The organism is Candidatus Tisiphia endosymbiont of Nemotelus uliginosus (assembly GCF_964264755.1).
GTDB lineage: Bacteria > Pseudomonadota > Alphaproteobacteria > Rickettsiales > Rickettsiaceae > Tisiphia.
Map to the genome: position 1 here is coordinate 128,639 of NZ_OZ183481.1, position 12,610 is coordinate 141,248.

The 12,610-nt window shown below is 33.0% G+C and carries 13 protein-coding genes, 1 tRNA gene and 1 pseudogene; 9 read left to right on the top strand and 6 right to left on the bottom strand.

The window, feature by feature from the left end:
- Positions 1–71 precede the first annotated feature (71 nt).
- Positions 72–782: a winged helix-turn-helix domain-containing protein gene (locus tag ACFELW_RS00670; RefSeq protein ID WP_375330132.1), complete on the top strand. Its 711-nt coding sequence runs from the start codon at positions 72–74 to the stop codon at positions 780–782.
- 273 nt (positions 783–1,055) lie between these two features.
- The gene (locus tag ACFELW_RS00675) at positions 1,056–2,279 is read left to right on the top strand and encodes a multidrug effflux MFS transporter (RefSeq protein WP_375330133.1); all 1,224 of its coding nucleotides are present in this window, start codon (positions 1,056–1,058) and stop codon (positions 2,277–2,279) included.
- Between the two features lie 393 nt (positions 2,280–2,672).
- Here ACFELW_RS00675 and ACFELW_RS00680 read toward each other — a convergent pair.
- Positions 2,673–3,436 (bottom strand): IS5 family transposase gene (locus tag ACFELW_RS00680; protein ID WP_375329687.1). Its coding sequence is split into 2 segments (ribosomal slippage): positions 2,673–3,079 and positions 3,079–3,436, totalling 765 coding nucleotides; the frame shifts between segments, so codons are not numbered across the junction.
- A 266-nt stretch (positions 3,437–3,702) separates the two neighbouring features.
- Between ACFELW_RS00680 and ACFELW_RS00685 the strand changes: the two genes are divergently transcribed.
- Positions 3,703–3,779 (top strand) — tRNA-His (locus ACFELW_RS00685).
- A 127-nt stretch (positions 3,780–3,906) separates the two neighbouring features.
- Positions 3,907–4,707 (top strand): hypothetical protein, encoded by an 801-nt coding sequence (locus ACFELW_RS00690; RefSeq protein ID WP_375330550.1) that lies wholly within the window; start codon positions 3,907–3,909, stop codon positions 4,705–4,707.
- 34 nt (positions 4,708–4,741) lie between these two features.
- On the opposite strand, the pseudogene ACFELW_RS00695 reads toward ACFELW_RS00690, so the two are convergent.
- Positions 4,742–4,873 (bottom strand): annotated as a pseudogene (locus ACFELW_RS00695) (transposase); the annotation flags it as partial.
- A gap of 124 nt (positions 4,874–4,997) precedes the next feature.
- Positions 4,998–5,207: a Fe-S cluster assembly protein IscX gene (iscX, locus tag ACFELW_RS00700; protein WP_375330134.1), complete on the bottom strand. Its 210-nt coding sequence runs from the start codon at positions 5,205–5,207 to the stop codon at positions 4,998–5,000.
- A gap of 216 nt (positions 5,208–5,423) precedes the next feature.
- Here iscX and ACFELW_RS00705 point away from each other — a divergent pair, with 216 nt between their 5' ends.
- A complete protein-coding gene (locus ACFELW_RS00705) occupies positions 5,424–7,235 on the top strand; it encodes a Ulp1 family isopeptidase (RefSeq protein ID WP_375330135.1) in 1,812 nt (603 codons plus the stop codon).
- A gap of 19 nt (positions 7,236–7,254) precedes the next feature.
- Here the strand turns inward: ACFELW_RS00705 and dusB are convergent, their stop codons facing one another.
- From dusB to ACFELW_RS00720, 3 genes are all read right to left on the bottom strand, one after another.
- Positions 7,255–8,226, bottom strand: coding sequence for a tRNA dihydrouridine synthase DusB (gene dusB, locus ACFELW_RS00710; protein ID WP_341759621.1), 972 nt, complete (start codon positions 8,224–8,226; stop codon positions 7,255–7,257).
- Positions 8,227–8,472: 246 nt separating this feature from the next.
- On the bottom strand, positions 8,473–8,739 hold the full coding sequence (locus ACFELW_RS00715) for a hypothetical protein (protein ID WP_375330136.1): 267 nt from the start codon (positions 8,737–8,739) through the stop codon (positions 8,473–8,475).
- A gap of 64 nt (positions 8,740–8,803) precedes the next feature.
- Positions 8,804–9,013, bottom strand: a complete 210-nt coding sequence (locus tag ACFELW_RS00720; RefSeq protein ID WP_375330137.1) for a palindromic element RPE2 domain-containing protein — start codon at positions 9,011–9,013, stop codon at positions 8,804–8,806.
- A 126-nt stretch (positions 9,014–9,139) separates the two neighbouring features.
- Here ACFELW_RS00720 and ybeY point away from each other — a divergent pair, with 126 nt between their 5' ends.
- From ybeY to ACFELW_RS00740, 4 genes are all read left to right on the top strand, one after another.
- Complete coding sequence (gene ybeY / locus ACFELW_RS00725) at positions 9,140–9,637, top strand: rRNA maturation RNase YbeY (protein ID WP_375330138.1); 498 nt, start codon at positions 9,140–9,142, stop codon at positions 9,635–9,637.
- Between the two features lie 59 nt (positions 9,638–9,696).
- Positions 9,697–10,563: a hemolysin family protein gene (locus tag ACFELW_RS00730; protein WP_341759915.1), complete on the top strand. Its 867-nt coding sequence runs from the start codon at positions 9,697–9,699 to the stop codon at positions 10,561–10,563.
- 20 nt (positions 10,564–10,583) lie between these two features.
- Complete coding sequence (locus tag ACFELW_RS00735; RefSeq protein ID WP_375330139.1) at positions 10,584–12,194, top strand: ABC-F family ATP-binding cassette domain-containing protein; 1,611 nt, start codon at positions 10,584–10,586, stop codon at positions 12,192–12,194.
- Positions 12,195–12,441: 247 nt separating this feature from the next.
- The gene (locus ACFELW_RS00740; RefSeq protein ID WP_341759625.1) at positions 12,442–12,609 is read left to right on the top strand and encodes a hypothetical protein; all 168 of its coding nucleotides are present in this window, start codon (positions 12,442–12,444) and stop codon (positions 12,607–12,609) included.
- The last annotated feature ends 1 nt before the right edge of the window (position 12,610 follow it).

Below are 12,610 nucleotides of genomic sequence, written 5' to 3' on the forward strand. Positions count from 1 at the left end.
TTTTAAATCATTTGGATATACAAGAGAAGAATTTAGTTATGCCTAAAATCTTCATTTAATTAGTATTTAAAATGTTTGATAAATTACCACCTAGAATTCTTATTATAGAATCAACTAAAAGCATTAACGCTTCTTTATCTAATGTTATAGAGAGAGCGTGGTTTAATCTTATTAGGGCTAATACAGTAGAAAAAGCTATATCTTTTTCTACTGTGAATCATCCTGATGTCATTATTATTGATTCGATAGTACAAGATAAAGTTGCTACAGATATAGCAATTACAATAAGAGAAATTGACGGCTTAGCGAAAGTACCAATAATTTTTTTGTTACACCCTGGAGAGTTTCCGTCTAACTATACTTTAGAAGATAGCAACTTTGTTGCTTGTCTCATTAAACCATTCACATCAGATCAATTAATGCTCTTAATAAGATCTTTATTAAGACGCTCTAATTTAATTCTACAAGATAAAGTTATAAAGTATAAAGAAGTAAGTATGGATCTTACCACTTATAAAGTAACTAATAACGGTAGGGTAATTCGTTTAGGACCAACAGAATTTAAGATTTTACAACTTTTCATAAAATCCCCTAAAGTAATATTTTCTCGCCAAGATATTGTAAATAAAGTGTGGGGAAAGGATGCGGTTATTGATCTACGTACTATTGATGTACATATAAATAGAATAAGAGCATCTCTAAATAACAAAGACTCTGAAGTATTTATAAAAACTGTTCGTTCCATAGGGTATTGCCTTGATTTACCAGATATTCAGGATTAAAGTAAGAAATTATCAGAAATTTCTCATATAATTCTTGTAAAAGATATACAACTTGCAATTTAAAAAATTGGTGTAATATTCTGAATACTTTAATAGACCTCTTGCATAACCTAATCTAATTGGTAATTTTATTGTCAAAACTCGTCTCCGTTCCTCACTTACATCTTAGTACGCTGCGGTACTCGACTTCGTTTTTCCTAAAAATTCCTCAATTATCTTTAGGTTATACAAGAGGTCTAATATATATAAGTACAAACCAATAGCTTAGTTGTTATGAAATCAGATAAAATTAAAAATACCTTCATTATACCATTATACATTATTATATTAATTATTGCAATACCGATACTAAGCGAAACTATTTATACTCCCTCACTTCCTAGCTTAGCCAAGGATTTAGCAATTAGTGCTAATTTAGCTGAATATACCCTTACTATTTATTTGTTTGGTTTTGCTGTTGGGGTTTTACTATGGGGTAACTTATCTGATTCTTATGGACGTAAGCCTTGTCTACTTATAGGATTTTTAATTTATGCTTTATCATGCTACATTTGTTATCTAGCAGATAATATAAATATGTTACTAGCTGCAAGATTTATGCAAGCTTTTGGTGCTAGTGTTGGCTCAGTATTAGGGATGGCCATAGCTAGAGATACAATAAACCCGCAAGATCGTGGTAGGATATTCTCAACTATAAGTATTGCTATGGCTCTTGCTCCTGCTATAGGACCAATTATCGGTAGTTTGGTAATAAAATTTTATCATTGGTCAGCTGTATTTCTTGTATTAATCGTAATGGCAATATTAATTATGTTGTTAATATCAGCTAAACTTCCAGAAACTAACCAAAATCTAGAGGCTAAACGCTCGATTATTATATTGTATCAAGAATGTTTTAATAAAATGATCAGAGATATAAGATTGCTCGGTTTCGTATTTTTAATTGGAGCAGTAAATGGTATTGGATTTGGCTATTTTGCTGAAGCGCCTTTTTATTTTATCTCAGGACTAAATATGGCAGCTTCATCATTTGGTATGATAGCATTCTTTATGTGTATTCCCTCAATTTTAGGTGGGCTGATATCTAAAAAGATGCACAAATTGCAAATAACATCTGACAATATTATTTTTGCAGGTGTTAAGCTTATGTGTTTAGGATCTCTGCTATTCTTTTTATCTAACTATTTTAATCTAATTAATAAAGATGATGTAATCTGCTCTGTATTCCAAACTTTATTATGGATGGGCATGATTAACACTGGTGCTATGATGGTAATTCCCAATTGCATCAGTCAAGCTTTGGAAAATTATGGTCAATTTGTTGGTACTGCTGCCTCACTTTTTGGTTTTATGTATTATGTAATTATCGCAGGTTTCACAATGCTAATGGGATATATGCATGACGGAACATTGATACAATTACCATTATTTATACTGAGCATTGCAATTAGCATGATGTTAGTGTTTTATATTGCCATTAATAAGAAACAGATATAAGTCAATTCAGGGAAGGTTGGTGACCATAACTGTTGAAAGTTGAAAAGAGAGCTAAATTATAACTAAAGGTTGTGTGTAAATATAAACTCAGGGTAATTACCATACAAACCCGTCATTGCGAGCTGATGTATCCCCACGAAATTGTTGCAAAATAATGCGAGTTGCCAATTAATTGATTTTAGTAAACCCTAGACTTCACAAGGTTTGAAGAACATTTAATCAGGTCAAAAAATGCAATAAATTCTCAAAATTAGAAATTTTTTAAAATACATAGCGTTTTGATTATACTTTCCACGTGTCAAATAGTTCGTAAACTGCTTGACATCTAGGTTTCATGTAGCAAGAATTTCGTGGGGATACATCAGATTGCGAGGAGGTCGCTAGGGTGTGTCGTCACGAGATTTGAGCCCACATTAGTAAAGCCCTTAAACAAAGACCCGCCATGTATGATTTTGTATTTTTAGCATATCTTGTTGCTATACCACGCCATTCTTTAAATTTTTGAAATGTATTTTCAATAATGTGCCTTAGCTTATATAGATATTTATCTATCTCTCTTTGAATCTTCCTGTTTCTTTTTGATGGTATTACAGGAATTATGTTTGCATTCACAGCCGATTCTATTATGGCGTTTGTATCGTAAGCTTTATCAGCCATAAGATGTTGTGCCTCCATATTCTGGATTAACTCACAAGCTTGAGTACAATCATTTCTGGAACCTTCTGTAACAATAATTCTGACCGGCATACCATACGCATCCACGGCCATATGTACCTTTGTATTGAGTCCCCTTTTGTGCGACTAACCGTTTGATTCCCGCCTTTCGCTCCAAGTCCTGCTTTGTGAGTTTTTACAAATGTAGAATCTATCATTAACCATTCAAAATCAGGAGCATTTATAAAAATATTTAGCAAATTCTCCCATATCCCATTATCACGCCATCTACAGAATCTTCTGTGTACATTCTTCCAATTGCCATAATCAGGAGGCAAATCTCTCCATGGAGCTCCCGTTCTAAATATCCACATCACTGCATTTATAAAAGTTCTATTGTCTCTTGCAATACCTCCCCAACAACCTTTCTGACCAGGTAAATTACTTTCTATCTTATTCCAAAGCTCATCGCTTATATCATGTCTTCTATGTGCTAAACTCATTGCTTCTTATCGCCTATTTTTATTACTACAATTATAATAACAAATCACATAAAATTATGCAATCACAATCTCGTGACGACATACCCTAGACCAACGAAGCAATCCATTTCTAATCGCTTTTCTAGATTGGATTGCTTCGTCGACTACGCTTCCTCGCAATGACGCTATGCTATTTTTTCTATTACTTTTAAATACCATGCTTAAGGTGAGATACAAATATACTTGACTTACAGGTAATAATAATTTACTTTAATGCAGGTTATATGGCGGATGTAGCTCAGTTGGTTAGAGCATCAGATTGTGGATCTGAGGGTCGCGGGTTCAAGTCCCGTCTTTCGCCCCACCTTCTCGAGGTTCTACAACTTCACTCAAACATTTTTATTTTGGTTTTATTTTGGTTTTCCAGCAAAACTCCCCAAAATTGACCTACAAAACAGTCTATTTTTAACCGTTTTTCACGGGGAGGAAGTATGACAGAATCGTTAACTTTTTCCGATAGCTTAGTTAAAAATCCAGATACTATTTTCTATAATATAGTCGGTAATTTCGTCCCACCTGAATGGCGAAACCTTACTAATAATTGTGGTAAGCAATTAAGTAAAACTTCTCGTCAGCTCCTGTCGTTGATAGTTTCCCGTCTACAGTTTTATAATAAGGATAAGCAAGTAGAAGAATTACAAGAAGGCTATCATTTCTTCGAAAAAGAACTAGGAGTTTGCCAAAAACGGATTGCACAATGTCTAAGAGAATTACAAACAAGTGGGTTCATTAATTTCACTTTAATTACTACGATTAAACATAATCTAAAATGCCGCAATATTTTATGTATCAAACTCCTTAAGAAATTTATAAATTTTCGTAAAGCTAACGATAATTCTTCTCACTTTAATCACATAAATAATCGATCTAGCCATAAAAAAATTTTCACTCAACCGGAAAAAAATTACCACTCAACTGAAAAAAATTTTTCTCCACTCAATATAATAGATAATAATATATCTATATCTTTATCTAGATATAAAAAAAATGGAAAAAATTGTGGACAAAATTGTGGACAAAGTTTGCCAAAAGCTGAATCAACTGAAGAACAAAGTTTTAATTTGCCGTCTGAGGTAACGGTAAGCTCAGTAAGTGAAGCGTCACCCTACAATTCCACAGACTGCAATTCCAGCGATGTAGCTTTAACTGATGACGAGTCAGACCCAGATTCTGATTCAACAGGCGGGGCTTCAGGAAATAGCGGAGATCACTGCTCTGTGCCTTACTCTTAAAACCTTGTACTAACAGTTCAAGACCTTGTTTTTTCCAGTTACTTATCTGTGTAGCATGAACCCCATACTTGCTAGTTATCTGGGCTATAGTTAATTCCCCCTTTATCGCCTCTATGACAATTTTAGTTTTTTCTTCCGCACTATACTGCTTAGCTTGTTTTTTCATCTCTAGCTCCTTATTCTTTTGCTAAAGAATTCTATCTCATTTCCTCTTATTTTTTGTCTAAATTTTGGGGACCATTATATTACCATAAATCTCCATTTAATCTTACAATTTAAAAAATTTACTATTAACCCTCAAAATTACTATCTTTCATTTCTTTCCAAGCTTCAAGAATTTCTTTTAACACCTCTTTATTTGTTTCAATTTCGTGGTCATCAAAATCACTCAATGATTTTATTAAGTCCTCAAGATCTTTTAGTGTTAATTCAGATATATCTTCATCTGGATAGTTTTCTTCTAAGCTCATAGCAATTTCGTCAACATCATTCCAATGCATTATTTTCCCCTATATTATTTTTATAGCCAATTACTATTACCATTTAATCAACTCTACCAATAAATAATATATTAGTGCATGTTTATAATAGTATATTATTAAAGGGGGTGAGATTATTATACAACTAATATGCTGTTTTGCTTTGAAGAATTGACCTTGCTTGTTTTTTAGTTTAAACTGATAGTCGTTCAATATTATAGTTAGTTAGAGGTGCATATGCCATTAGATGAAGGAAAAAATAATGTATTGTTATTTAATATTGGTGGTAGTCATGAAAGCCAAGAAACTCAGCATAGCACCAATATGTCTAAATTTAGCTCAGCAATATCAACTATTGAGCTTAAACCCCACATACAAGATGGTAAACTAGATAAGGAAAATATAGTAAGTGAAATATTTGATAAAGCTGAGAATCTAGGAAAAACACCCATACTTAATATACAATTTAATTCAAATATGGAAAAACCGTTATTTGATGAAGATGATTTAACGGATTTAAAAAACTTAGGGGTCAAGGTTTGTTTAACCTTTAGCAATTATAACTCACAAGCTCAAAATCTACAATCTAGTTGGCAACCTCTTCTTACCGGGGTCAACCATGTGTTTTTTGCTAATGCTAATGACCAAATTAGGGCTGTGGCTGAAAAACATGTAGCAAAAGAAAAAACTTCGCACATCCAATCTATGCCAGTTAGCAATTTAATAGAGTCAGAGATTCTAAACAGACCTCCTAATATATTATTGTCAGGGGGATTACCTAATAAAGAGAGATTAATTGAGGTAGTAAAAGCAGCAAAAGACTTAGGTAATACTAGGGTAATTGTAGCCAGCAATCCTTCATCTATTGATGATGTAGCTAATATTATTGCAAACAAATTTGATATCATTAACAAAGATCAACAATTAGGTATTAAGTTAGAAGTTGAAGAAATTTTACAAGATAAAGTTGGTGGTGCTAAAAAACTGGAAAATTATATATCACAATTATCTCAACAATTCCAAAAAGATATTGGTAGAACAGAAATAAATCCTATTGATATATATTTTGACCTATCTGATCCTCAAAAACTTCAGAATCTTGCCAAACAAGCTAAATATACCGTAACTCAACAGGGATACACTATCGAAAATTTTAACAATGGCTGTATCCCATTAGCTCAAGGTCAAGGAAAAAGCTCTTATATTGTGGGTGAAATTAAACAAAGGGAAGCTATTCCTAGCATTAATAGCGGAACTATTTTTGATATGCAAGAGAATCTAAACGACTATAAACCAGAGAGTGTCCTTAAGAGAGTTATCAATGCTTTTAAACAAATGGCAAATGAAGAGGGAAAATCGATACCGATACTAACAAAACAAAACAAGGTAGAATCCTCTCAGGAAAATAATCTAACAAAAGAGAATTATTGGTATAATGATTTGGATATATCCAATTTACTAAAAGCCTCATTAAACGAAAATGTTTCTATCCAACCAGCTGTATCACTAGCTTCTGAGCAGTATAACAATGAAATGTTACGACATGTTATGCTTGAAGCTATCGCATCGGTAAATAGTGGAAAAGACTATGCTGTTATGCCAATTAATACGGGACATGAACACTGGGTTAGTTTAGCAATCACTAAGGATAGGGATAATAAGATAGTATTTACCTATAATGATCCTATGGGAACGGAGATAGAGCAAAGATCAAAGTTGGTAGAGATGATTAAAGAAGTTTGCCCTGATAATGCTAAAATCGTTGATTTAAAGACTAAACAACAACAAAACGATAAAGATTGTGGACCTTTCATTGTAGATAATTTAATTAAAATGGCAAAAGGCGAGAAGATTCTTACTACTGAACAATCTCAAGATATGGGAGCAAAATTACGTGAGGGGCAAGCAGAAACAATGAACATCGAAAAAATCAAGAAAAAAGCTCATGATATAAGAAAAACCATAACTTCCTCTACATCTCTACCTCGTTCTGTTACATCTTCTGCTATTAGGAGCAATAATCGCTTTAGAGGGAGTAGTATTGCTTAAGAGATGAGGGGTTACAAGGTTAAAAACATTTTTCATAAAATTCAGTTATCTTGTCTTTAACCTTAACTGGATCAAGCATTATGTTAACTCCTCCTCTAAATTCCGCTGAGTTTGCTAAACCACTACTATACCAACCTATATGCTTTCTCGCTAGCTGAACGCCGGTATCGTTCCCGTAATATTCTAGCATGGCATCATAATGACTTAATATCACTTCTAACTGCTCTGCCATTGAAGGGGAGGGTAGTTCTTCTCCTGTTGCAAGATAATGGGCTATTTGAGAAATAAACCACGGTCTACCATATACTCCCCGACCAACCATTATACCATCAGCCCCCGATTTTTGTAAGCATTCCTTAGCTTTAGACAAGGAAGTAATATCTCCATTAGCGATAACGGGAATCTTTACCGCATCCTTAACCTGTCGTATAAACTCCCAATCTGCTTGACCAGAATAAAACTGGCATCTTGTCCTACCATGAATGGTGATCATTTGTATACCAGCATCATAGGCTATTTTTGCTAAATTTGGGGCATTCTTAGTTTGTTCATCCCAGCCAGTACGCATTTTTAAAGTTACTGGGATTTTTACCGCTTTTACTGTAGTTTCTAAGATTTTTGCCGCTAATTTCTCATCTCGCATTAAAGCAGAACCAGAATAGCCGCCAACTACTTTTTTAGCTGGACAACCAAAGTTTAAATCAATAATCTTGGCTCCCATATCCTCATTCATTTTAGCTGATTCTGCTATTATATCGGGTTCGCATCCAGCAATCTGTACGCATGAACCAGTAGCATCATCTTGAATGATCGCACATCTTTGTAAAGATTGCCTTGTTTCAATAATCATTGCCCTACTAGCAACCATTTCAGAGATTACCAGACCTGCACCAAATTTTCGTACTAATTTTCTAAATGGTAAATCAGTAACCCCCGACATTGGGGCTAATATCACCGAATGAGGTAGCTGAATATTGCCTATTTTTATCATCAACTTATTTTAATTGCTTAAATCAGGATTATAGCTGAATAAGAAATAATTTTGCTAGAAAATTATGAAGTTTATTGATTTTAATGACTCATCTTACGTATGGCATTTACAGACCATATATATTTCGTCATTGCTAGGAGTATTTTTGCTACAACGAAGCAATTCTAGTTACTTTTTGAATTACTTCGTTGCCTATGTTTCAATGCTTAGATTTATCTATAGCAAAACCTATTGAATTAGGTGATATTATGATAAAGTAATATGCATATCTCCTATAACGTCTATGCTATAATCCTCGTCACCATAGTTAAATTCTAGATGACCATCAGGGGTAAGAGATAAAAAGAGGAGATGGAAATCATGTCCTGTAAGAGTGACAGTACGCCCTCCTGCCCTTACAGTTAATGATTCTCCAAAAGTCGAATCTCTAACAACTACAGCAGGTTCTGCTGCTTCTATTCTTTCTTCTGTTCTCAATATTCTTGGTGTATTTGGTATATTAGGGGCGGTCATAATATTTCTCCTATTTAAAAATTATTTTGTGCATTATATATAGTTTAATTTTTTACGCAATATCTTATACGTTTTTAAAGATTTTGTATGAAAAAAGCTGATCGATAAGCGTCATTGAGAGCGAATGTATGTGAGCGTGGCAATCCATAAAGCTCGTATAGTCAATTGATGAGAAGTTGGTGACGTTGTCGCTCAATGCTCGCCTATTACTTATAGGCGTTGCTCCATCGTTCCTAGCCCCAAATTCCCCTGAATTGACTATAATATGGAGCAACTATGTTTCGCAATAAAAATTTAAATAAATTTGGTGTAAATTAATTATAAAGCTATATAATTAAGGCTATTTAAATCAATTGTAGAAGCTATATTTGCTCAGCCATATTCAACAACAAATTATATTATGAAAATCAATGTGGAAATTATTCGCACTTATCAAGATTGGGAAAATCATAAATTTATCAATAAACTATTAGTGAAGAAGGTTGCGTGTGCTATACTAAGTAGATATAAGAATTTTAAAGGAGTTGCAAGGTTTGAGCTAGCGATATTACTAACTGATAATAATGAAATGTTAAATTTGAATAGCCAATTTTGTGGTAAGGAGAAACCTACAAATGTGCTATCATTTCCTGATATAGAATTAGACTTTCGGCATTTACTTGAATTTACTCCTAATGTAGGTTATATGTATTTGGGAGACATAGCTTTTGGGTATGAAATAATTCAGAGTGAAGCGATAAGTCAAAATAAAAGCTTTAGGGATCATTTTATACATCTTTTGGTACATAGTATTTTGCATTTACTTGGCTTCGATCACCAAAATGACGAAGAAGCAACTATTATGGAAAATTTAGAAGTAGAAATATTAAAGGATTTTGCTATTGTTTCTCCATATTAACAATTATGCTAGGTTATGTGAAAAAAGAAGATATTTCCTCTATTAACTCTAAAAAGGCTATGCTTACAAATCCTTCAAAATTTGATATTCTTAAGTCTTGGTTTTTTCGTCTGTTTTTTAAAGAAAAGATAGAGGATAATTTTTATTATACTATTAAAAAGCTAAAATCTAACAGTAAGAAAATGACGTTAGAAGAACAAAAGATTTTCATGAATCTTTTGAAATTTGGTCATAAAACTGTAGAAGATGTAATGATCCCTAGATCTGATATTAAGGCAGTAAAATTAACCACTAGCATAGAGGAATTAGGTCAAATACTTAATAGCAAAATACCTCATACTAGAACGTTAGTTTATGATGAAACTTTGGATAATATAGTTGGTTTTATTCATATAAAAGATTTGTTTAAACTCCTTGTTACTAAGCAGAATTTGCCGTTAAAAAGAATAATTCGTAAGCCTATCATCTCTGCTCCTTCAATGAAATTGATAGATTTACTAGCAAAAATGCGAAGAGATCGTGTACAGATATCTATAGTTGTTGACGAATATGGTGGAACTGATGGCATTGTAACCATTGAAGATATTATGGAAGAGATAGTTGGTAGAATAGATGATGAACATGATAAAAAATCGGATATTGATAATTTTAAAATTATCAATAGTAATACCATTTTATCAAATGCTCGAGTGAAGGTTGAGGAGCTTGAATTGGCTCTTGGAGTGAAGTTAAAAACAGAAAATGATGAATTCGATACAATTGGTGGTTTAGTTTTAGCAAAAGTAGGTAATGTGCCTTCGGTTGGTATTAAAATTGATATTGAGGAACAGGTTGAACTTGAAGTAATCGAGGCAGATCCGAGATCACTTAAGCAGGTTAAATTAAAATTAAAAAATGGTGCATTATTACCTAATTATACCTTATGATTATCGCAACTAATTTAGCCATGAGTTATGGTGCAAAAATATTATTTACCGATGTAAATGTTCATATCAAAAATGGTAATAGATATGGGCTTGTTGGAGCGAATGGTGCTGGTAAATCTACTTTTTTTAAAGTTCTAATTAAAGAAGAGGAAGCAAGCATTGGTGAAGTCAATATAGTTAAGAAGGCTCGTATTGGTTGCTTAAAACAAGATCAATTTATTTATGAAAATACTTCAATTATTAATACTGTTATTGCTGGTAGAAGCGAATTATGGCAGGCTCTACAAGAAAAGGAAAAAATATTAGGGAATGAGAAATGTGATGAGGAAAGCGGTTATCGGTTAGGTGAATTGGAACAAATTATTGCTGATAATGATGGATATATCTCAGAAATTTTTGCCATTGAGTTACTTCTAGGTTTAGGGATACAAGAAAAATATCATCATCAACCGTTATCCGTTTTATCCGGTGGCTACAAACTTAGAGTATTACTAGCCCAAAGTTTATTCAACAATCCTGATATATTATTACTTGATGAGCCGACCAACCATCTTGATATAGTATCGATTTATTGGCTAGAAAATTATCTAAAACAAAAATTCAAAGGTGCTTTAGTATTTATTTCGCACGATTTGGCTTTTCTTAATAATATTTCTACCCATGTTTTGGATATAGATTACGGTACCATCAAAACTTATACTGGTAATTATGATATTTTTATTCGTGATAAACAGCTAATTGCCGATCAAAAGCTTAAGGATCTCACTAATATAGAGAAAAAAATTGCTACTATGCAGGTTTTTGTCGATAAATTCCGGGCTTCCGCTAACAGAGCTAAGCAAAGTAGCTCACGAGAAAAGCAAATAGAGAAAATGGAATTACCTGATATACAAAAAAGTTCACGTATTAGCCCGTATTTTAATTTTAAGCAAAAAAGACCATCTGGAAAATTAGTGCTACAAGTTAAGGGTATTTCTAAAAATTATGAGAATAAAAAAATATTAAATAATGTAAGTTTTACTGTAACAAGAGGAGAAAAAATTGTTATTATTGGTCCAAATGGTATTGGTAAATCTACTTTACTAAAAATCCTTCTTGGTAAAATATTCTCAGATTTGGGAAGTTATGAATGGGGATACGAAACTCAAATTTCTTATTTTGCTCAGGATCATCATGAATTACTCAATGAAAATATCAACGTTATTGATTGGTTATCCAACCAAATACCTACTGAGAATGACAATACGTTGCGTAGTATATTAGGTCAATTATTATTCCGTAAAGATGAAGTAACTAAGAATATTTTAAATTTGAGTGGTGGGGAAGGAGCTCGTTTATTATTAGCCAAAATTATCTTAGAAGAAAGTAACATATTGGTATTAGATGAACCAACCAATCACTTAGATATTGAATCTAAGCATATGCTAAAAAATTCACTAATTAACTACCCAGGTACTCTAATATTGGTAACTCATGATAGAGATTTTGCTAGCAGTATAGCCACAAGGATTATTGCACTATCCCGCCAAACTATTACTGATTTTAAAGGTAAATATCAGGAATATTTAGCTAAATATAGCAATGATTACTTAGATAGTAATTGGGTATTGGCAAATAAGGCGGGGAAGTAATCTATAGTCGTGAGTGTTCACGGAAAAAAGTTAAAGTACAAGACATCTATTAGCGAAAAGACTTAAGCCAAGAAGCAATCTAACCTCACAACGTCATTGCGAGAAGACCGTAGGTCGACGAAGCAATCCAGAAAAGTGGTTAGAAAGGATTGCCACGCCACCTACGGTAGCTCGCAATGACGCTTGGCGAGTAGGTTGCCGCGTCGCCGTAAAGCTACTCAAAAATATTTAAAGGAGACGAAAAACAATGAGAAATAAAAACCATAATTCTTCAAAAATACTGCTTGATGAAGAGGAAAAATTATTATTAAGCTCTTTTGAAAATAATGAATGGCGTACAGTCGAAACCATTAAGGAAGAAAAAGAAAAGGCTATAAAGGCTGCAACCAACTATTTACAAAAAGACATAGTTTGAT

What these genes read in the sequence shown, in the direction of transcription:
- ACFELW_RS00670 (WP_375330132.1), top strand. Translation starts at nt 72, where the DNA reads ATGTTTGATAAATTACCACCTAGAATTCTTATTATAGAATCAACTAAA.
- ACFELW_RS00675 (WP_375330133.1), top strand. Translation starts at nt 1,056, where the DNA reads ATGAAATCAGATAAAATTAAAAATACCTTCATTATACCATTATACATT.
- ACFELW_RS00690 (WP_375330550.1), top strand. Translation starts at nt 3,907, where the DNA reads ATGACAGAATCGTTAACTTTTTCCGATAGCTTAGTTAAAAATCCAGAT.
- iscX (WP_375330134.1), bottom strand. Translation starts at nt 5,207, where the DNA reads ATGCATTGGAATGATGTTGACGAAATTGCTATGAGCTTAGAAGAAAAC.
- ACFELW_RS00705 (WP_375330135.1), top strand. Translation starts at nt 5,424, where the DNA reads ATGCCATTAGATGAAGGAAAAAATAATGTATTGTTATTTAATATTGGT.
- dusB (WP_341759621.1), bottom strand. Translation starts at nt 8,226, where the DNA reads ATGATAAAAATAGGCAATATTCAGCTACCTCATTCGGTGATATTAGCC.
- ACFELW_RS00715 (WP_375330136.1), bottom strand. Translation starts at nt 8,739, where the DNA reads ATGACCGCCCCTAATATACCAAATACACCAAGAATATTGAGAACAGAA.
- ybeY (WP_375330138.1), top strand. Translation starts at nt 9,140, where the DNA reads ATGAAAATCAATGTGGAAATTATTCGCACTTATCAAGATTGGGAAAAT.
- ACFELW_RS00730 (WP_341759915.1), top strand. Translation starts at nt 9,697, where the DNA reads ATGCTTACAAATCCTTCAAAATTTGATATTCTTAAGTCTTGGTTTTTT.
- ACFELW_RS00735 (WP_375330139.1), top strand. Translation starts at nt 10,584, where the DNA reads ATGAGTTATGGTGCAAAAATATTATTTACCGATGTAAATGTTCATATC.
- ACFELW_RS00740 (WP_341759625.1), top strand. Translation starts at nt 12,442, where the DNA reads ATGAGAAATAAAAACCATAATTCTTCAAAAATACTGCTTGATGAAGAG.